The organism is Oribacterium sinus (assembly GCF_963537195.1).
Classification (GTDB): Bacteria; Bacillota; Clostridia; order Lachnospirales; family Lachnospiraceae; genus Oribacterium; species Oribacterium sinus_A.
On record NZ_CAUTEG010000001.1, the window covers coordinates 23,139 to 43,038 of the forward strand.

Below are 19,900 nucleotides of genomic sequence, written 5' to 3' on the forward strand. Positions count from 1 at the left end.
TATGAAAAATCCATTTACCAATAAAGAAAAGTATATAGGTTTGCTGATATATATCATATTTATTGTTTTGCCAATTATTGGAACTTTAGCTCAAGAGATAGGTCTATTCGACTTTTCGTTTGGAACGCGACAATTTTTACTCTTAAAAAATAGTCTGAAGTTAGCTGTCGCAGTGACTATCATTAATTTAGTACTTGGGTTTCTTGCGGCATTGTATATTAGCAATTCAAAGCATTTAAAGGGATGGAATCGTTATTTCTTTGTGATAACGATTCCCATACCCTTTTATATTTATGCTTTGAGTTGGATTTATATTCTTCAGATTCTTAGCATATTCCAACCCAGTATAATACAATACTCCATTAGCGGATTTTGGGCATGCGTCTTTGTTGAGGTGATGGCGTATCTTCCTATTACTGTACTGTTTTTATTACTTGGCATAGAAAATCTGGATACGGATAAACTTAGAATGGCTGTTATTTACAGAAATGATAATTTCGCTGTCTGGAAAGTAATCTTACAGTCTCTTTGCCCATATGGGCTTGCGGTAGCCGGACTGATATGTACCTTTTCAATGACAGAGTTTTCTGTTCCTTCTATGTTTCAATATAATACATATGTTTTGGATATTTTTTCTGTGTATAGTAGAACAGGAAGTGCTATAAAGGCATATGCACAATGCATTCCTTTGTTTATAGTACTGGTCGTCCCGGTTCATTGGCTGGTTAGCAATTTAAGAAGTTTTAGCAGCAAAAAAAATATTAGGACAAAGTACTGCTTGAAAATTACCGGTTGGACTAAATTATTAAGTTTTTGTGCGTTTTTTATACTTGTTATACAAGTGGCCTTTCCAATCATAACTTTAGGGACTACAATGGGAGGGATTAATAACTTTTTTGCATCGTTTGCTTTAATTACTGAAGAATTTAAGACATCTTTTTGGATGTCTGTTTTTAGCGCTGTAATATGTGTCTTGATTTCCTATTATCCTGCGAAATTTTTAAGCGAAGAGCGTTTCGGTTTGGCAGGTTTTATTTTTTATGCCATAGCAATCCCGGGTACAATCCAGGCTATGGGATTATTAAAGCTAGTAAATTCTTTTGGATGGACAGGACTTGAACATAGTACTTTAATGACGTCTCTTGGCTGTGCCTTAAAGTCTGCACCTATTATAGTTTTATTACTATATGCTTCTATGCTAAGGGTGGACAAAAAAGCCTTAGAAATAGCGGAAATTTTATCCATACGGTACATAGATTACTTTAGAATAAAGTTTGATATGTTATTGTCAAGTATACTTTTGGGTATGGTGTTATCTTTTTTCTTTGCTTTTGCAGAGGAAGGCATCCCATTAATTTTAATGGCACCGGGTAAAGAGACGGTTACGGTGAAAATTTACAATTATTTACACTATGGTGCATCAGAATATGTATCCGCATTTTCCATAATTGTGGTATTATTTATTATAGCCATAGAAATAATATTATTTTGTTTTGTTAAAATATTTAAGAGGAGTAGAATAAAATGATAGAAGTACAGGAAATACAAAAAGAATTTAATGGTATTAAAGTCTTAGAGGGTATTTCCTTTCGTGTGGATGATAATAATGGCTTATTTATTATTGGGAGCAGTGGGTGCGGAAAATCAACTTTGCTAAGAATAATAGCTGGATTTGATTATGAATACAGTGGTGAAATTAGTATTAACGGAAAGAAAATTGACAAAAAGCTCAGTCCTAATCAAAGAGATATCGGAATAGTTTTTCAAGATCCTACTTTATGGAACCACATGACAGTGAAACAAAATGTGTCATATGGAATGATGGAGAAAAGAGAGGAAAGAATATTAGAAGTTGTTAACGGACTTCAAATAGAACATTTACTGCATAAGTATCCTGAGGAAATATCAGGTGGACAAGCTATGAGAGTTTCTTTAGCAAGAGCATTATTGTCTGATAAGGGAAATTTATTATTGGATGAACCATTATCCAATGTAGATGTTCAAACCAAGCAAATCATAATGGACTATTTAAGGAAGAATTACTGTAATTGTAAATGTATCATATATGTTACGCATGATCGTGGTGAAGTTAAAGAATTGCCATTTAGACTATTAGATATCGGAAAATGAAAAAACTTAACATAATTGTAAATATCATATTTGCCTTAATGGTAGCAAGTATCCTGAGTTATGGCATAAAAAAAGAAAAAAAGAGAGAATATAAAGCTTCTTCCTATCATTTCCAAATTCTGGAGGATAAATCAGAGATATCAGCTCTTTATAGTGATGGGATACATGTTTATGTTGGAACGAATGAGGGTCTAAAGGTCTATGATCCCATTACAAAAACAATAGTATCAGAAATTAAAAGCATCAAGATGATTTATACAGCCAGTATTGTAGGTGATGGGGAAGGAGGAGTTTGGATTGGGCATGAAGAGGGATTAACACATCTTCAAAGCAATGGTAGTAAAACTAACTTTCAATATCCACAGATTCCTAAGGGAAGAGTGAATACAATAGCGTTGAAAAATCATGAAATATACTGTGGGACATACAATGGTGCTGCTAAATTGGTGGAGAGGAGGGGAAATTGGGAGGTAGAAGATGTTCTAAATAAGAAAAGCGGATTACTTTCTGATTCAGTAAATGTTATTTTGCCAACGGAACAGGGTATTCTTTTTGGCTCATATTTAGATTCACAGGGAGGAATAACATATATTTCTGATGATGGTGATATCAGTTATTTGGGAAAAAATACCGGACTTACCCATCCGTATGTTACTTCCATAGTAAAAGACACAGATGGAAAGATTTGGATTGGAACAGGGTATATGAAAGAAGGTGGTCTTGTCCAAGTAACTTTGAATGATGAGAAGCCTCAAATTATAAATAAGTATTCAGTTGAAGATGGATTACCGGGAGAAAAAGTTCGATATCTCTTCGTAGATGATTATTCTTTATGGGTGACAACTGAATATGATGGAGTGCTTATTAAAAGAAGAAATTATAATTTTGATTGGATGGATAGTAAGAATATATATTTATCCAAGGAAACAGGTCTTTCTGATAATGAAATTAAATGCATTATTAAAGTGAATAAAGAATATTGGTTGGGTGGCAAGTACGGATTAACAATTGTTCCGGAAGACATAATGAAGTAGGTGGTAAAAATGAGAGGGAAAAGACCTGTAATTTTACATACAATGTCTCTAAATGAATATATTATGGTTTTTAAGTATATTATGGCGGAGACTAAGCATATACGTAGCATGGGATTTGTAAATACCCCTTTGTTGTTTGAAACTCTGGATAATACTCGACTAGAGTCTTTAACACGTGAGGCATTAGAACATAAAACATTGATTAATACGGAAAAAGGTATAGCAATCAATGATATCGTCATTACATTTATTCAGAACTGGATAAAAAGCAAGGATATTATTGCCTTGAAAAAGCCGTCTTTTGCAGAAAGTAAGGGGATATTCTTTACAAATGTTGAGGGCGTATATTTGGCAATCAAGCAAGACGCTGAAAAAGATGAAGCACTGTTGATTGCAGATTCCAATATTAAAACAGTTTATAATCAGTTGAGAGAGGAAATTGAAAAACGTGATTTAGGAACGTTAAATAAATTAACTTTTTCAGATAAAGTTTCGGATAAATATAGTGGAGAGGTTCCTCTTAAAGTGACTCCTGTTTCAAGGGTCTTTTTGCAGTGTTTTGACAATAATTCCGGAAAAAAATATGAAGTTGATGAACTGATTCATATCGGAAAAAAACAGTTAGAAATTATACAGGTAGATGATGCTCATAAAGTTCTCGATTTTAGAAGAGGACGAAATAAAACGCTTGGCAAGACTATTATTAAATATATTGAGAAAAATTGCTGTTCTGATTTAGATAATTATGCTAGAGCTAAAGACTTGGAAAAAGAGGATCCGGAGTACTATACCAGACTTAGTTTTAAAAGATTAACACAAGATCAAAAATTCCCCAAGGAGCTTTTTGGATTTATAAAATTAATAATATTAAATATTATTAAAGGCTTTATGAATTGGAAAAACCTCTTAAAAACACTTGCAATCACAGCATTTATGTCTTTAGCAGTTTTTCTCTGGAATATATTTGCGCTCTGCTATTTAAATGATACTTTTTATATAAAGATACAATCAATTTTTGGGAAATCGACCCCTTATTTATTGGCCGGGAGAGCGGATGCCTCTGGGGTAATTGGGCTTCCTAGGTTTGTAGATACGATAAATACAGTAACGATTACTGCCGTTCTTTATTACCTTCTAGCTATTGCAGTTCGGACATTTATTGCTGATATAGTATCCGGAAAGCTGAAGTCTAATTTCTCTTATTTCTTATCTTTTAGGAGAGACATTAAAAGGTGTGAGAAGGCTACCAGTAATAAGATAGACTTTTACATATGGCAAGAGCTGGCTCTCGCTGTTCTGTTAAATTTATTTATTTTTAATCCCTATGCGGTCTTTTTGCTGTCTGTGATGCTTCTCATTTCATGTATGAAGTATGAAAATGGGGGAATAGCCCCCTTGTTGATGATGCTTAATGCCAGCTTTCGCTATCAAAAAGTAGCTCAAGGGCAGCAGAAGCCTCCTATATTTGGAGGGTTTCAATTAAGGCTTTTAGGATTAAGTATTGGTTTATTCCTATGTTCTGCTCTAAACCTTTGTTTGTGGTTTACTGTAGATTTTAATTTTGAAATCAGGCTGATACTATCTGCGATTCTTATTATCTTATCATTTATTAAGATTGGTATTATAAAAGTTAATAAGTCGATTACCACTGTAGTTTTAGTTTGCTGTACTGCTTTTATCATTATTGCCGTACTGGCAAGGTATGGAGAAATATCTGTACTTGCGGACGACGGCGGATGGACTGAATCAGGATCGTCTATTATAGGACTTATACAAAATCTTGGTTGGCCTACAGTGGTGGCATATTCCCTTGTTTTAGCAGTGGCTGTAGGCATTGGGTGCGCAACCGCTGGATTAGGAACAGCAGCTATAGCGGTGGCATCCGGAACGATGTTTGGCATCTCAGCTCTCTACACGACATTTTCAGAAGAAGGAAGAGAAGAAGCTTATGATTTTATCTGGGGAGGATTTAGCCCTTATGGTGGAGATAATAAGAATGCGGGATATTTAAGATTTACGTTGTCTTTCGTACCGGGGCTGGGTACTGCACTTAATTATACAACCGGAGTAAGAGATAGTCTTTATGCGGCAGAGATGGGGGACTGGGAAACTTTTTTATTTGGCTTGGTTACTCTTGTCCCAAGATTGGGAGAAGTAGAAAGTGATGCACCAATGGAGCAATATCCGGATTATGTTTATAATGCGGAAGACTATCATTATGTGGATGAGTTTCAAAATCTATTGGATAGCGATTTAGATAAAATTGTAGATTCTGTCGGAGAAGATAAGCTGAGTGAAGATTATTTAATGACTATAAATCAGTCTATTAAGGATTTAAGCCAAAGAAATGTCTTTACAGCTGATGACGAAGCATCTAATGCTCTGCTAGAAGTAGGAGAGAATGCAGGCTATTCCAGAGGGGTAATAGAAAAGTATATTGAAAAGTTAGAAGTTGATATAGATTATGAAAAGACTGAGAGGGCAAGAAAGATGTGGGGAGATGGCTGGGATACCTTATCTCCTGAGAATCAAGACGTTCTAAAAGATGTTTGTACAAATAGGATGAATGCGGCAGAAAGTCTAGTAAAGAAAAAGTTAAATGGAATCAAGACTATCGTTGAATTTAAGAATAGATATGATAATGGTATATTTGATTCTACCTATAGTTTAGATGATATCTTAAAATTAAAAATGGAAAAGGCTGCTAGCCCAAAGCTATATTCAGGAATAAGTAATAGCTCTTATCTACTACGTGCTGATGAGTTTATTTCAGATCAAGCCGTTGTGCAATACATTAAGGATCTTTGCCCCAACAATAGTAATATTTCAAATTGTAATAATTTACAAGAAATTGCAAATGAACTAGCTTCACATCCTGTAGAAGTCGAGCTTGTACATTTTCAAAATGCAGCAAAAGATGCTAATAATATTTATTTTCATAATGGTAATTTTGGAAATCCAAATAATAGTCTAGTATCAGGGGGAGGAGTTTTTTCTGTTCCAGAAAGTAGTCTGGAGCATTACGCAACACAATACAGTAATATATGTTCTTATGAAAATGGAACTTTTTCAATATCTGATTTTGAAAAATTCGGCCAAGAAGTATTATCCGGAGCTAAATTTAAGCAAAATGAGGGCGTTTATATGATTAAAACTCTAGTTCCTTTAAAGGATGGCTATGTATCTATGCCTTCAGTTAATAGTCCAAGTGCATACATGGACCAGTTTGTTTCGGGAGGAAGACTGTTGAGTGGTGAAATTGAAGTGACACAACGACCATTACCGGATATAATTAGTAATGCAATAGCAACAGGAGCAAATGAGTTATCCGGCATAAAAGAAGGGGTCAGTTATAAAATAATTGATTTAAGGTGAATTTTTATGGGAGCATATGATGATTTAGTGGAAGAAGCAGTATTCTTCGTGAAACAAATTCATAAAGAATATTGTGCGGGTAAAGAAATCGCCTATGTAGTGATATTAAGTGGACTTGGAGATTATCGTGTAGCAGTCAATCCTGATGAGGATCATAATGAACAGGCTGTTGTAGACGCTATTCATCAGTATTATGCTGAAACGGGAGACCAAAGAGTGATTGATGGCTATCAGATGGGGATATTCACGCTAATTCGCGTTGCAGGAAATGTTAGAACATTGGGTGATTTACTTGGTCTGCTATTTTATGAACTGAAGAAGGAGCGTAATGGGGAGGCCAGCTTTACTGTTGATATTGAAGAAATTTTCCGAAAAACGAACAGTATGATTGCGGAAAGATATGATACTTATAAGAAAGAGAGTCCAAGGTTTGAGGATTGGTTTTCTAGACAGCAGACCTTTGCGATGGAACATTATGGCTTAGTTTTGCAAGGAAAGCCGGAGCAATCGAGCTAGGACAGTATGTGTTTCTACTTTCTGTCAGATTTGCAGATTATTCAGAAAAAGAAGTATTAACTACAAGGTGAATTCTATGAGTAAAACAAGATACGATGAACTGGTACGCAGTGCAAAATTTGGTGTGAAATTAATTCACAAAGAATATTGTGCCGGTAAAGAAATCGCGTATGTAGTGATATTAAGTGGACTTGGAGATTATCGTGTAGCGGTCAATCCTGATGAGATGCACAACGATCAGGCAGTTATAGATGCTATTCATCAGTACTATGCTGAAACGGACGATCAAAGAGTGATTGATGGGTATAAGATGGGGATATTCACTCTCATTCGTGTTGCGGGAAATATTAGAACTCTAGATAGCATACTTAATATTCTTTTCTATCAACTTGAGAAAGAACAAGAGGGAAATGCCAGCTTTATTCTTGATACGGAAGAAATTGTCCAAAAGTTGAATAGTATGATTTCAGAAAGATATGATACTTATAAGAATGAGAGTCCAAGGTTTGAGGGTTGGTTTTCTAGAATGCAAACCTATGCATTGGAAAAACATAGTTTGGTTTTGCAAGGAAAGCCGGAGCAATCGAGCTAGGACAGTGTGTGTTTCTACTTTCTGTTAGATTTGCAGATTATTCAGAAAAAGAAGTATTAACTACAAGGTGATTATCTATGAGTTCAACAAGATACGATAGACTGGTACGCGAAGCAAAATTCGGTGTGAAATTAATTCACAGAGAATATTGCTCCGGAAAAGAGATAGCTTATGTAATTATTCTAACCGGCTTAGGAGATTATTTTGTGGGAATCAGTCCGGAAGAAGGCCACAATAATCAGGCAGTTATTGATGCTATTCACCAGTATTACGCAGAAACGGAAGATGCAAGGGTGATTGAAGGATATCAGGCCGGAATTTATGAGCTAATAGAAGTATCAGGACATATGAAAATGTTTAGTAATTTATTGAGGATTATCTTCTATGAGCTTTATAAAGAACATAGAGGAGAGGCTAGTTTTACTCTGAATATGGAAGAGATTTTTAGACAGCTAAATAGTATGATTTTAGAAAGATATCATAATTTCGAGAAGGAGGATCCATTTTTTGAACCATGGTTTTCCAGATATCAACAATCTGCATTGGACGATTATGGCTTAGTTTTGCAAGGAAAGTCGTAATCTTAGAATTATAAACTCGGTCTTTCTTCCTTCTGTACTTCCTGAAGTCCTCGCCATTTCCCCCTTGCGTTCAAGGCAATATTTTGTACAATAAGAGGGAGACAGAGAGAGGTGTCGGATGAACAGAGAAGAATTTGATGACGAGTATTACCAGCAGAAAATGATGGAACACCGCATTCGGATGGAGAAGCGGAGAGAAAAAAGAAAGAAGGAGAAGCGCCTGCATATCCTGCTCTTTTTTCTTCTGCTTCTTTTGTTGTTCCTGGCTTTTATCGGGGTACGTTATGCCCTGCCCTATGTGCAACAGCAGGGAGGCATTTCCTTTGGGAAAAAGGTCTCTGAAAGTACGATTGCCAAGAATCGCCCGGTTGTAAAGCTTGGGGAAGGGGAAACGGAAGAGAAGGGCGATGTAGTAGAGGCAAGTGAAACTCCGGCTCTTTCGGAAAAGGATGAGGCCTTAAAGACGGCGGAGCTTCAGGCGAAGCAGTATGACTATGACAGTGCCATCGCCACCTTAAATGCTTTGAACCTGTCTTCCGATACGGAGATTTCCTCGAAGATTTCTCAGTATGAAGAGGAGAAGGGCAAGCTGGTTCCCGCCAATATGGATGATATCACCCACATTTTCTTCCATATCCTGATTGTGGACCCGACCAGAGCCCTTACGGATACCCATCAGGGAAAGCAGTTCAATTCCGTAATGACCACCATTCCGGAGTTTGAGGAAATTATCAAGGAAATGTACGATCGAGGTTATGTGATGGTGCATATGCATGATTTGGCGGAAATGCAGGAACAGCCGGATGGAACGAAGAAAATGGTGAAGAAGCAGATTATGCTTCCGGAGGGCAAGAAGCCCTTCGTCATGTCCCAGGACGATGTGAATTATTACGTTTACATGGAAGGTCACGGCTTTGCGGACAAGATGGTTTTGGATGAAAATGGAAAGCCTAAAAACCAGTATACCGATAAGGACGGAAATGTTACCATTGGGGATTATGACCTGGTGCCGATTTTGGATAAGTTCGTGGAGGAGCATCCGGATTTTGCCTACCATGGCCATAAGGCGGTGATTGCTTTTACCGGCTATAACGGCGTTCTTGGCTATAGAACCGATGAGACCTTTGATCCTAATTCTCCTGCCTTAGACCCGAAGAACAGGGCAAACCCAAATATCGAAGAAGATAAGGAAACCGTTAAGAAGATTACCAGGGCCATGAAGGAAGACGGCTATGAATTTGCCTCCCACTCCTGGGGACATATCAATTTCGGTACCAGAGATTTGGCTTCCATTTCCAAGGATACGGATCGTTGGGAGAGAAACGTGGAGCCTCTTCTGCCGGATCCCTGTGAGATTCTGCTTTACCCCTTTGGAGATGATATTGGGGACTGGCATCCCTATCAGAAGGGAAAAGAAGACGGAAAATATGATTTGCTGGAGGCGGCAGGCTTCCATTACTTCTGTAACGTAGATTCCGCAAAGGTTTGGATGCAGTACGGAGATGATTTTGTCCGGCAGGGAAGAAGAAATCTGGACGGGTATCGCCTGTATGAATCCTACAGCGGCGCAGCGGATAGACTTTCCGACTTGATTGACGTGAAGAAGGTCTTTGATACCAGAAGACCTACCCCTGTAACCTGGGAATAAAGAAGCATTTGGAGAGGAAGAAAATGAACCGGAAACTAGACACCGAAGAGGTACGACATTTATTTGAGGGAATGCAGCAGCTGGAAACCACGGAAGAGTATTTTCGTTTTTTCGAGGACCTCTGTACCATCAATGAGCTTTTGGCCATGGCCCAGCGTTATGAAGTGGCCAAGCTCTTGCAGGAAGGCAAAACCTATATCGATATAGCGAAGGCCACCGGAGCCTCCACCGCAACCATTTCCAGAGTCAACCGCTCTCTACATTATGGAGAAGACGGCTACGCGGTAGCCTTTGAGAGGATAGCCAAAAAGGAAGAGGAAAAATAAAAGGAACAGATTTATACAATAAAAAAGCTTCTCAACGATATAGCATGGAACCGGGGCACGCTCTCGCTAGCCTCGCCACGCAGCGGCTCTAAGCTTTCAAAAAACAAAAGCTAAGAACCGGCGGGCTCAGACTACCCCGTATTCCAATGCTATATCGCTGAGAAGCTAGCCTTGTTTGATGATTACTGTTCCTTTTATTTCTTTTTCCTCTTCCTTTTCTTTTGGCTTTCCTCCATGCGGTCTACGATCTTCTCCATTAATTGTTTCTTGAGGTAGACATCAAAGGCCAAGAGACTTAGGAAGGAAAAGCTTTGGAGCTGTTCCCGCTCCGATTCCTCCAAGTTGGCAAAGGCGGGATCTTGTTCCGAAAAGGAGCTGTTGGCGGTTTGAAACTTTTTCTCTAAATCCTCCACTAAGCTTTGCATTTCTCCATTGGCAAAGGAGAAGATTTCTTCGTAAATATCGGTGAGCCTGGGTTTACTGTGGAGAGAAAAATAATTTTCCGCTAAGGGATCCACCACGGTACGGATGTCGGAAAGACTCAACATACTCTTATAATAGTAGATTAAAAGCAGAATCAGCATGTGATTCTTGTTGTAGCGCTTTCCAACAGGAGGAGGCAGAATCTTATTTTTGGCATAATTATTAATCATGGTTTTGGTAAGCGCTTTGTCCTCCGAATGACGCTTCATGGAGGCCAGATGTTCCTCCATAAATCCGGTTACCTGATCCATGTATAGGTCCAGGGAGGGCAGGCTACCCGCATGCACATGATGTAAACTTTTAAGATATTCGGTTAATTCATTGAGATATTGTTCGTCCATAAAAGCAAGTATAGCATAGCAAGGAAAAGAAAGGAAAGCCATGGAGCTGAAAAATATATTAAACAAAGAACAGTATGAGGCCGCCACCCTTGGAGAGGGGCCTCTCTTGATTTTGGCGGGGGCAGGCTCGGGAAAAACCAGAGTGCTGACCCACAGAATCGCCTACCTGATTTTGGAAAAGGGGGTATCTCCCTATCAAATTCTGGCGATTACCTTTACCAATAAGGCGGCCCAGGAAATGCGGGACAGGGTGAATCAGCTTCTGCCGGAGCGGCAGGGAGAAATCTGGGTTTCCACCTTCCACAGCATGTGTCTTCGGATTTTAAGAAGAGAAATCGGAAATCTGGGCTATGACTCCGACTTTTCCATCTATGACACGGATGATCAGAAAACCGTGATGCGTCAGGTCTTTAAGGAATTGCAGATAGATAGCAAGATGCTGAAGGAAAGGTTGGTGCTTTCCGCCCTGTCCCAGGTGAAGAATCAGGGGCGAACCGTTTCCGACTATCTTTTGGAGGATCCGGAGGATTTTCTGGATGGGAAGATTCGTGCCTGCATCCGACTGTACGAAGAAAAGCTAAAGAAAAACAATGCCTTGGACTTTGATGACCTTTTGTTACGCTGTAAGGAGCTTTTTGAGAAGTTTCCGGCAGTTTTAGAGAAGTATCAGGAGCGTTTTCGTTATATTTTGGTGGACGAGTATCAGGATACCAATGATGTGCAGTTCCATTTGGTTTATCTCCTTGCTAAGAAGTATCAAAATATCTGCGTGGTGGGAGATGACGACCAGAGTATTTACCGTTTCCGGGGTGCCAATGTGGAAAATATCCTCTCCTTTGAATCTCATTTTCCAAACTGCAAGGTGGTAAAGCTGGAACAAAACTACCGCTCCACCGCTCCTATTCTGGACTTGGCCAATGTGGTCATTGCGGAAAATCAGCACAGAAAGCAAAAGAAGCTTTGGACTGCGGAGAAGGAGGGCTTGAAGGTCAGCTTTCAGGAATATGAAAGTGCCAAGGAGGAGGCGGCGGCTGTTATCCGAGGCATTCGGGATGCCGGCTGGAGCTATAAGGATCAGGCGGTACTGTACCGCACCAATGCCCAGTCCCGTTTACTGGAGGAACAGTGTATTCATTGGAATATTCCCTACCAGATTGTGGGGGGCGTGAACTTCTACCAGAGAAAGGAAATCAAGGACATCCTTTCCTATATGAAGATTTTGGTGAATAAAAAGGATGATGTGGCACTTCGGAGAATCATCAATGTGCCAAAGAGGGGCATTGGCGAGGCCAGCCTTTTAAAATTGCAGCAGTATGGAGAAAGCCTTGGAGGATTTTCTTTGGTGGAATCTCTCCCCTTTGCCAAGGCGGCAGGACTTTCCGGAAAAGCTTTAAGCATGGTGGGAAGCTTTCTGGAAATGCTGGAGGGCTGGGAGGATGTGGAATTAAGCGCCCTTATTGACCGCATTTTACAGGACACGGAATACGAAAAAGACCTTCAGGCAGAGGGGGCCATAGAGGCGGAAAGCCGTATGGAAAATATTCAGGAGTTACAGGGAAAGCTCCAATCCTATATTGAGGAAAATGGAGATGAGGGCAGTCTTTCCGCCTTCTTGGAAGAGGTTTCCCTGCTTTCCGACTTGGATAGAAGTGACTTGACGGAGGACAAGATTACTCTTATGACCTTACATGGGGCGAAGGGCTTGGAGTTCCCGGTGGTTTATCTGGTGGGCTTAAATGAAGGCCTCTTTCCCAGCTCCCAGTCCATGTTTACCCCCGAAGAGCGGGAGGAAGAACGAAGACTCTTTTATGTGGGTATTACCAGAGCGGAGAAGGAATTGTATTTAACCGCAGGAAGAGACAGGGTGGTGCATGGGCAGTATCAATCCATGCTGGTGAGCAGCTTTGTGGATGATGTGCCGGAAGAGTATCTGGAAAAGAAGTATCTTTACCGGAAAAAGCCCAGTGAGGAAGATCTGTTTTTTGAAAAAAGCAGTCGTTCCGGCTATGGATCCTATTTGCAGCAGGCCAATCAGTCTATCAAAGCCTATATGGGACAGTCAGATTCCTATGGCTCATCCGGTTCCTATGGCACTTCCGGTTCCTACGGCTCATCCGGTTCCTATGGTACTTCCGGTTCCTACGGATCTGCCGGTGCCTACGGTTCATCAGGGCGTTCATCCTCTACTCTATATGGCAGCGCCGGTTATTCTGCTTCCTCCAAAAAGCCTTTGGATCTTCAAGCCTATCAGCAGGCCGGCATTATTCAAAAGGGCATTTCCGGCATGAGCTCCGGAAGCCTTGATTATCAGGTGGGAGACCGGGTCAGTCATATGAAATTCGGTGAAGGGGAAGTACTGGCTATAGAAGAGGATAAGAAGGACAAGCTGGTGACGGTGCTTTTTGATACCGCAGGGCAGAAGAAGATGCTGGCAGGCTTTGCCAAGTTAAAAAAACTGTAGTTTAGCAAAAAGAGGCTGTAAAAATCAAAATATAAATAGTCTTTATGTAGTATAGGTCTGAAATAGGAGTAATCTGAGTTTATGCCCCATTTCAGCCCTATATTGCATAGGAGACCTTTTTGATTTTAACAGCCTCTTTTTTCTTGTCTAAAATTTTATCTTATTACGCAAGGATATAAACCATATCCTCCCAGCTCTCTCCACCCCAGGTGGAGGGAGATTTACCCAAGTGCTCATAGCCAAAACCGCTGTAGAAAGGAACAAAGTGGGTATGGCAGGTGAGAAAAATCTTCTCCGTACCCCGCTCTTCCTCCATGTCGATATAGCGGTTCATAATCTGGCTGGCGAGCCCTTTTCCTTGATATTCCGGCCGAACCTCCAGACCTAAAAGAAAGCAATGCTTTGCTCCCTTCTCATGTAAAGAGGCATTTCGGAAGAATTCATCCAAAAAGACTTCAGAACCGGAGTGAATACCGCTCATATAACCGGCAATCTTTTTATTCACTTGATCAAAGGCAATCAAAAAATCTTCCGGTATTTTCTCAACACGGTCTTTGACCTCTTCATAGCTACAGGCTTCATTTTCCGAAAAACATATCTTTTCTATCGCTGCTAATTCTCGGATATCCTCTTCAGTAGCCGCCCGAAAAAGATACCGCTCCTGATTATACATAAGACTCCTTTCAAAAATGATAAATTTTATTATTTTATATCATAGCAGAGATTCATAGGAAAGGCAAATAAGATAATAAGACTTATAAAAAATGAAACATTACTATTGAAAAATTATATTTTATTCATTAAGCTTATAATAATATTTATGCAAAATAACAAAGGAGTGAATCAAATGGAGACGAGGTTTGGAAAACTTATGGGGAGGCTACTGTTTCTTTGCACATTACTATGCTTATGGGGGAGTAGCATAGCTTATGCGGAAGAAAAAGTGCAAAGCGGTTTTATTCTGGAGGATGAAGAAGGAAATCCTGTTACGGATGCTCTTTCTTTTATCTTAGAGGATAGCAAAGGTGGTGTAGAGGAGCATCAATCGACGTTTGGATACTTGGTGGTGGAGATTGACCTGAATAAAGTCTATACCCTGTATCTTAAAGATAACAAGGAATATAGTTTACCCCCTATAAAATTTGTGAGTCAGGGAGAAGATCCTATTGACCCGGAAACAGGTAAGAGTATAGAAAAGCTAAGCTTAAGAACAAGAACAGCAACGGAAGAGCTGCCGGATAAAAGGCCGGAAGAAAAAGTGTCGGAAGGGGAAGGATTGGACAGTATCATCATTCACACCTTTAAGGATGATGAGCTTTTAGCAAATTCTCCCTTTAGACTTTTCCGATTTGAGGGTCATATTCCTACAGTAGTTTTTGGCGGAACAACAGATGAACAGGGAGAATACAGTTTTCGTGATTTTCGGGCAAATAGCGAATATATCATTATGATGGAGAACCCTAAACTGAAGTTTGATAAAGATAGCGTGAACTTCCAAACAAATGAGAGCGGAAAAATAGTTAAAATTAATGGAAAAACGGTTCAGACTGCGCAGGATGGAGAGATTACTTTTAGGGGCTATGAGAAGAATTCCGATAAATTAGCTACAACAGAAGTGGAATTTTATGTTGTGGATAAAAAAACACAGACTCCTGTACAGGATGTGGAATTAACGGCCAATACTCTGGTGCCCAGATTAAGCTCTTATCAGAATGCAAAGTCTGATAAAACCGGTAGAGTTGTATTTCATCTGGAAGGACAGGAAGGCGGTAAAATCTATTCGGTTTGTGTCTCAAAAAACGCACAGTTTTTGTGGAGATTTGAGCCGGAGCAAATCACCATTCATGTAGATGAAAAGGGAGAACTCACTACAGAGGGAGATATTTATCCGATTTTTTATGTTACAAAGGAAGACAGAAGACATTTAAGGGATGATTTGGAAGGAAAAATTACTGAGGCAAAGAAATATCTGGCAGAAAATACATTTTCAAAAGAAGACGCCAAGAAAAAGCTGGAGCAGGCAATAGCGGCAGCCAGAGAAGAGTTAGATAAACCGGAAACCATTCCATTTTATGTGGAGGGCTTCATAAAGTCTATTGATGCAGCCAGAGCGAATCTGGAACAATACGTAGTCAAAGAAGAAAAAAAGGAAGAGCCGGATAAGACTTCGGAAGTAAAGAAAGAAAAAAAGGAAGAGCCGGATAAAACCGCGGAAGTAAAGAAAGAAGAGCAAAAAGACAAAAACAAAGAAGAGCCAGATGGAAAACTGCAGAATCAGCTGATTTCCGGACAGGAAGAAAACGTAACGAAAAAAAGAAACTCCGGACGTAGAGCCTATAGAACTTCTTCTTACACAACAGTTCAAATGAAGCCGATTACGCAAAAGCTCTTACTCAGTGCCGGTAATTGGGTTTTGGATAGTAAGGGTTGGTGGTACAAAAGAACCGATGGAACTTATCCGAAGGCAGAATGGCTTGAAGACAAAGGAAAATGGTATTTCTTTGATCAGGAAGGCTATATGAAGAAGGGATGGGTTTTCTGGAAGGAAAAATGGTATTATTTTGGCGAAAATGGAGACATGCTTGTGAACACCACTACTCCAGATGGGTATAAAGTGGATAAGGAAGGGGTGTATATTGCGTAGGAGCTCCATTTAAAGTTGAGGATATACTAAGCCAGCACTTCGCAATGAGCTATGAGTTCAGGATAAGATATTGTTATTTAATAGTCGTAGAGAGCCACTCGATTTTCGGGTGGTTTTTTTTAGTGAGCAATGGGGGTGGATGGAAAGCGATTTAAGGCTCTTGTCGTTATTTATTGCATATAAAAATTTATTGCTTTTTACTCAAATATAGAAGAATGAGATAATTGATTTATTGATATTTACAAAACATAAAATAAAGAATACAATAATAAAATAAAAAAATACAATAAATATGCTCAAAAAACAACAAAACTAGAAAAAGGTGATAAAATGTTGGATACATTCATTGTGGGACAGGTATCTGAGGATATTAATGTAGATTACGATGGGAAAACAATTAGGGAACTTGGCGGAGCGGTAGTTTACTCCGGATTTGCAGCAGGAAATCTTGGCCATAAAGTCGGGGTTCTCCCAAAGTCCAACAATCCGATGCAGATAGAAGAGCTTTTTGCCAAAGCCGGCAACGTGAAGGTTTTTCCTGCATATTCAAAAACTAATACCTCAATCGAGAATCGTTATCATACGGCAGATAAGGAAAAAAGAACATCTATTGCGTTATCCAGAATCGAACCTTACCAAGTTTCTGATATGCCGGATGTTGACACAAAAATAGTACATATTGCCGGGCTTATGTATGGAGATATTCCGGAAGATATTATCGATTACTTTTATGGAAAAACAAAAGTTGCTATTGATGTACAAGGAATACTTCGTCACATGACTGAAAAGGATGTATTTTTTAAAGATTGGGAGAAGAAACTGGAATATCTTCCGAAAATTGATTTTCTAAAGACCGATGCCATGGAAGCGGAGGTATTGACCGGAACAGCAGACAGGGAGAAGGCTGCCAAGATACTATCGGACTTTGGGGCTAAAGAAATTATGATTACTCATAACACAGAGGTTCTGGTATATCGGGAAGGGGAGATAGTGAAAAAGCCTCTAAAGCCCAGAAACTTGTCCGGAAGAAGTGGAAGAGGAGACACCTGTTTTAGTGCCTATATTACGGAACGACTCCATCAATCTATGGAGGAAGCAGCACTTCTGGCGGCGGCCACAGTGAGTTTAAAGATGGAAAAGCCGGGACCCTTCTGCTATGACAGACAGGCGGTACAAGATTATATTGCGGAATTTTATAGCTGATTTAAAGGGAGAAAATATGGAACTGCACGCGGTCAATGTGGGCTATGGAGATGCTTTTTTCTTTGAATGGAATGGACATAGTCTTTTACTGGATACAGGAAGCGGCTTGGATGGTGAGTATTGTGAACATCCGGAAAGAGTAGACATTGTGTCCTTTTTAATAGAGCAGAAAGTCAGCCGAATTGACACGCTAATTATTAGCCATATCCATGAAGACCATGTTGGAAAGCTGAAGGAAGTGTTGGAACATTTTTCAGTGGAAAAACTGTGGATTCCAAAGGGCTTTATGACTTTTCAAAAGGATGTCCCCAGGGTGGATATAGAATTTTCCAAAAACAGCAGTAAATATTTTTATAAATCCTTGCAAGATTTTGGAGAAGCCTTGGTCTATTGCAAAGAAAAAGGAATTCCGATAGACACTTTGGCGCAAGGGGATTCTATAGAATTGGGTGGATTAAGGATAGAAGTCTTAGGTGCAAAGGATTCTATATTGGAAGAATTTTTGTCTTTGTATGCTCAGTTAAAAGAATGTAGAGAAGATTCTCAAAAAGAAGGAATCATAGAAAAGATGGATGCCATGTCCAACCATACCTGTATGCTGTTGAAAATCCGATATAAGGCCTTATCAGGATTATTCTGCGGAGACAATACTCCAAAGCATTGGGATGAAGCGATTCAAGAGAAGCTTTCCGATATTACTTGGATAAAAATTCCTCACCACGGACAAGTGGATTCTCTTTCGGAACATTTTATGCGAAAGATGCCATTGGAATTTTGCTTGACTACGGCTTCTTCAGACAGAAGATACAATAGTGCGAATCCGGAAGTGTATAAAGCTTTGCGGCAGTGGGCGAAGGAAGACCAGAGGAAATTAAAAGTGTTATTCACAGACCCCTCTACCGAGTATTCCACTTTTTCAGAGGTGAAGTATGGAAACCGAAGCATTTGCTTTTCTATTGGAGAAGAACTTCGGTACCAGTATGAAAAATAATAGAACTCTATATACAAGAAACATAGAAATTTGACTTTATCCTTGGATGTCAGGAAGCAAGGGTAAAGCAAAAATATAAAGGCTGGATTGTAAAGGAGGTACGAAATGTTGAAAAAAATTTTAGTGGGCTTGTTGGCGATAAGCTTATCCCTATCCTTGTTTTCCTGTAAAAAGAAGGAAGATAAGTTTCCGGCAAAGCAGGTGACCATCATTATGCCTTGGTCAGTTGGCGGAGGACCGGATACCATTGCCAGAAAAGTTGCTTCCTATGGGGAAAAGTATCTAGGAGTTCCGGTGATTGTAGAAAACCATACCGGAGGTTCCGGAACTGTAGCAATGAGTGATTTTATGGCAACGGAAGCGGATGGATACACCATGGTACTTTGTAATGGACCTCTGTTTTCTTTAACCCCCAATTTTATTCAGGGAACAAATTATAAACTGGAAGATATTAGTCCTTTAATTGGTATGAGACAGGTAGAATTTGTTGTTTTAAGTAATCCGAAGAATTCCGGTATTAAGACTTTAGAGGATTTAAAGGCGTATGGAAAATCCGGAAAGACAGTGAAGTATGCAACCACCGGCGGTCCCGGAAATGATAGCTACACTATGATTAGTGTTCTTTTTAAGAAACTGGATATTCCTGCGGAAGCCGTTCCCTTTGACGGAGGGCAGGAAGCCATCAATGCCCTTGCAGGCGGACATGTGGATATCGCAATCGGTTCTCCCCCTGTTTATCGTGAGTATGTAAAGAGTGGAGAATTTGCTTGTTTGGGAACCTTTATTCCGGACGGTATTGAAGTAGAGGGAATAGGGGAAATTCCTTCCTTCAAGTCCATGGGTGTGGATGCAGAGTTTGTTGGAATGGACTACTTTGCAGTAAAGAGTGATGTGGATGCAGAAAAGAAACAGATTCTTACTGATTTCATTAAGAAGGTTTATGCAGATCAGGAATTCCAGACCTTTATGAGTGATATGGGAATGAAGGCTTGGGAAGCTGATGATAAAGAAATTTTAGATGCAATTAATAAGCAAACGGAAGACATGAAACAGTATGTTGAATTATTGCAATAAAAGAGGATGATGAAGATGAATTTCGGGAAGATAAAATACAATAATGAGATTTTGTCAGGGGCTCTGTTTATGATTGCTTCTGCAATCCTATGGCTTTTAATACCGCAGCAGATTCAAAGCTTGGAAAAGGGGATGGTTACCGCCAGTACTGTACCCAGAATAGCCATTGGCGGTCTGTTTATCTGCGCCTTATTGCTCTTTGTGCAAGGACTCAGACTTCCGAAAAAAACCATTGTTTTAGAGAAAGATATGGTTTCTTCCCCGAAATTCAAGAAAGAATTTAAGTCTGTGATTTTTGCTTTGATTTTACTGGCTTATGGTCTGCTGTTTAACGTTATCGGATATATCGTGGATACTGCCCTACTGGTCGTTGCTATACTGCTGTTTTACAGAAGCAAGAAATGGTGGTTTTATGGCATTGGGATTGCTACGGTGTTGCTGATTTATCTGGTATTTTCACAGGTGCTTAATGTGAATTTACCCACTTTGTTTTAAGGAGGG

The 19,900-nt window shown here is 39.5% G+C and carries 17 protein-coding genes; 15 read left to right on the forward strand and 2 right to left on the reverse strand.

Going from position 1 to position 19,900, the window contains the following annotated elements; all coding sequences use genetic code 11:
* Position 1: 1 nt before the first annotated feature.
* The 9 genes from RYL27_RS00110 (at position 2) to RYL27_RS00150 (ending at position 10,202) form a co-directional block, all read left to right on the forward strand.
* The gene (locus RYL27_RS00110) at positions 2 to 1,528 is read left to right on the forward strand and encodes an ABC transporter permease (RefSeq protein WP_314964211.1); all 1,527 of its coding nucleotides are present in this window, start codon (positions 2 to 4) and stop codon (positions 1,526 to 1,528) included.
* The gene (locus RYL27_RS00115; protein WP_314964214.1) at positions 1,525 to 2,130 is read left to right on the forward strand and encodes an ATP-binding cassette domain-containing protein; all 606 of its coding nucleotides are present in this window, start codon (positions 1,525 to 1,527) and stop codon (positions 2,128 to 2,130) included. Before RYL27_RS00110 ends, RYL27_RS00115 begins: the two co-directional genes overlap by 4 nt.
* On the forward strand, positions 2,127 to 3,164 hold the full coding sequence (locus tag RYL27_RS00120; RefSeq protein ID WP_314964216.1) for a ligand-binding sensor domain-containing protein: 1,038 nt from the start codon (positions 2,127 to 2,129) through the stop codon (positions 3,162 to 3,164). Before RYL27_RS00115 ends, RYL27_RS00120 begins: the two co-directional genes overlap by 4 nt.
* Before the next feature lie 9 nt (positions 3,165 to 3,173).
* Positions 3,174 to 6,539, forward strand: coding sequence for a hypothetical protein (locus RYL27_RS00125; RefSeq protein WP_314964219.1), 3,366 nt, complete (start codon positions 3,174 to 3,176; stop codon positions 6,537 to 6,539).
* Positions 6,540 to 6,545: 6 nt separating this feature from the next.
* Positions 6,546 to 7,055 carry a hypothetical protein gene (locus RYL27_RS00130; RefSeq protein ID WP_314344457.1) on the forward strand — a complete coding sequence of 170 codons (510 nt, stop codon included), beginning with the start codon at positions 6,546 to 6,548 and terminating at the stop codon, positions 7,053 to 7,055.
* A 76-nt stretch (positions 7,056 to 7,131) separates the two neighbouring features.
* Positions 7,132 to 7,647 (forward strand): hypothetical protein, encoded by a 516-nt coding sequence (locus RYL27_RS00135; RefSeq protein ID WP_314964222.1) that lies wholly within the window; start codon positions 7,132 to 7,134, stop codon positions 7,645 to 7,647.
* 77 nt (positions 7,648 to 7,724) lie between these two features.
* On the forward strand, positions 7,725 to 8,228 hold the full coding sequence (locus tag RYL27_RS00140; RefSeq protein ID WP_314964225.1) for a hypothetical protein: 504 nt from the start codon (positions 7,725 to 7,727) through the stop codon (positions 8,226 to 8,228).
* A 118-nt stretch (positions 8,229 to 8,346) separates the two neighbouring features.
* Entirely contained in the window at positions 8,347 to 9,876 is a 1,530-nt protein-coding gene (locus tag RYL27_RS00145; RefSeq protein ID WP_314964227.1) for a polysaccharide deacetylase family protein, read from the forward strand.
* Positions 9,877 to 9,899: 23 nt separating this feature from the next.
* Positions 9,900 to 10,202 (forward strand): YerC/YecD family TrpR-related protein, encoded by a 303-nt coding sequence (locus RYL27_RS00150; protein ID WP_007157484.1) that lies wholly within the window; start codon positions 9,900 to 9,902, stop codon positions 10,200 to 10,202.
* A gap of 194 nt (positions 10,203 to 10,396) precedes the next feature.
* Here RYL27_RS00150 and RYL27_RS00155 read toward each other — a convergent pair whose 3' ends face one another.
* Entirely contained in the window at positions 10,397 to 11,068 is a 672-nt protein-coding gene (locus RYL27_RS00155) for a DUF1836 domain-containing protein (protein WP_314964408.1), read from the reverse strand.
* On the opposite strand from RYL27_RS00155, the gene RYL27_RS00160 reads away from it, so the two are divergent.
* Complete coding sequence (locus tag RYL27_RS00160; protein ID WP_314964230.1) at positions 11,067 to 13,487, forward strand: ATP-dependent helicase; 2,421 nt, start codon at positions 11,067 to 11,069, stop codon at positions 13,485 to 13,487. The genes RYL27_RS00155 and RYL27_RS00160 overlap by 2 nt on opposite strands.
* A gap of 163 nt (positions 13,488 to 13,650) precedes the next feature.
* On the opposite strand, the gene RYL27_RS00165 is transcribed toward RYL27_RS00160, so the two are convergent.
* Positions 13,651 to 14,160, reverse strand: a complete 510-nt coding sequence (locus RYL27_RS00165) for a GNAT family N-acetyltransferase (RefSeq protein ID WP_314964233.1) — start codon at positions 14,158 to 14,160, stop codon at positions 13,651 to 13,653.
* 174 nt (positions 14,161 to 14,334) lie between these two features.
* On the opposite strand from RYL27_RS00165, the gene RYL27_RS00170 reads away from it, so the two are divergent.
* The 5 genes from RYL27_RS00170 (at position 14,335) to RYL27_RS00190 (ending at position 19,894) form a co-directional block, all read left to right on the forward strand.
* The gene (locus RYL27_RS00170; RefSeq protein WP_314964234.1) at positions 14,335 to 16,131 is read left to right on the forward strand and encodes an N-acetylmuramoyl-L-alanine amidase family protein; all 1,797 of its coding nucleotides are present in this window, start codon (positions 14,335 to 14,337) and stop codon (positions 16,129 to 16,131) included.
* 330 nt (positions 16,132 to 16,461) lie between these two features.
* Positions 16,462 to 17,334 (forward strand): PfkB family carbohydrate kinase, encoded by an 873-nt coding sequence (locus tag RYL27_RS00175; RefSeq protein ID WP_314964236.1) that lies wholly within the window; start codon positions 16,462 to 16,464, stop codon positions 17,332 to 17,334.
* Positions 17,335 to 17,350: 16 nt separating this feature from the next.
* A complete protein-coding gene (locus RYL27_RS00180) occupies positions 17,351 to 18,325 on the forward strand; it encodes a ComEC/Rec2 family competence protein (RefSeq protein ID WP_314964239.1) in 975 nt (324 codons plus the stop codon).
* Between the two features lie 105 nt (positions 18,326 to 18,430).
* On the forward strand, positions 18,431 to 19,399 hold the full coding sequence (locus RYL27_RS00185; RefSeq protein ID WP_314964241.1) for a tripartite tricarboxylate transporter substrate binding protein: 969 nt from the start codon (positions 18,431 to 18,433) through the stop codon (positions 19,397 to 19,399).
* A 15-nt stretch (positions 19,400 to 19,414) separates the two neighbouring features.
* A complete protein-coding gene (locus RYL27_RS00190; RefSeq protein WP_314964245.1) occupies positions 19,415 to 19,894 on the forward strand; it encodes a tripartite tricarboxylate transporter TctB family protein in 480 nt (159 codons plus the stop codon).
* Positions 19,895 to 19,900 lie beyond the last annotated feature (6 nt).

Excerpts from the sequence above, each read along its gene's own strand:
- RYL27_RS00110 (WP_314964211.1), top strand. The coding sequence starts at position 2 with ATGAAAAATCCATTTACCAATAAAGAAAAGTATATAGGTTTGCTGATA.
- RYL27_RS00115 (WP_314964214.1), top strand. The coding sequence starts at position 1,525 with ATGATAGAAGTACAGGAAATACAAAAAGAATTTAATGGTATTAAAGTC.
- RYL27_RS00120 (WP_314964216.1), top strand. The coding sequence starts at position 2,127 with ATGAAAAAACTTAACATAATTGTAAATATCATATTTGCCTTAATGGTA.
- RYL27_RS00125 (WP_314964219.1), top strand. The coding sequence starts at position 3,174 with ATGAGAGGGAAAAGACCTGTAATTTTACATACAATGTCTCTAAATGAA.
- RYL27_RS00130 (WP_314344457.1), top strand. The coding sequence starts at position 6,546 with ATGGGAGCATATGATGATTTAGTGGAAGAAGCAGTATTCTTCGTGAAA.
- RYL27_RS00135 (WP_314964222.1), top strand. The coding sequence starts at position 7,132 with ATGAGTAAAACAAGATACGATGAACTGGTACGCAGTGCAAAATTTGGT.
- RYL27_RS00140 (WP_314964225.1), top strand. The coding sequence starts at position 7,725 with ATGAGTTCAACAAGATACGATAGACTGGTACGCGAAGCAAAATTCGGT.
- RYL27_RS00145 (WP_314964227.1), top strand. The coding sequence starts at position 8,347 with ATGAACAGAGAAGAATTTGATGACGAGTATTACCAGCAGAAAATGATG.
- RYL27_RS00150 (WP_007157484.1), top strand. The coding sequence starts at position 9,900 with ATGAACCGGAAACTAGACACCGAAGAGGTACGACATTTATTTGAGGGA.
- RYL27_RS00160 (WP_314964230.1), top strand. The coding sequence starts at position 11,067 with ATGGAGCTGAAAAATATATTAAACAAAGAACAGTATGAGGCCGCCACC.
- RYL27_RS00155 (WP_314964408.1), bottom strand. The coding sequence starts at position 11,068 with ATGGCTTTCCTTTCTTTTCCTTGCTATGCTATACTTGCTTTTATGGAC.
- RYL27_RS00165 (WP_314964233.1), bottom strand. The coding sequence starts at position 14,160 with ATGTATAATCAGGAGCGGTATCTTTTTCGGGCGGCTACTGAAGAGGAT.
- RYL27_RS00170 (WP_314964234.1), top strand. The coding sequence starts at position 14,335 with ATGGAGACGAGGTTTGGAAAACTTATGGGGAGGCTACTGTTTCTTTGC.
- RYL27_RS00175 (WP_314964236.1), top strand. The coding sequence starts at position 16,462 with ATGTTGGATACATTCATTGTGGGACAGGTATCTGAGGATATTAATGTA.
- RYL27_RS00180 (WP_314964239.1), top strand. The coding sequence starts at position 17,351 with ATGGAACTGCACGCGGTCAATGTGGGCTATGGAGATGCTTTTTTCTTT.
- RYL27_RS00185 (WP_314964241.1), top strand. The coding sequence starts at position 18,431 with ATGTTGAAAAAAATTTTAGTGGGCTTGTTGGCGATAAGCTTATCCCTA.
- RYL27_RS00190 (WP_314964245.1), top strand. The coding sequence starts at position 19,415 with ATGAATTTCGGGAAGATAAAATACAATAATGAGATTTTGTCAGGGGCT.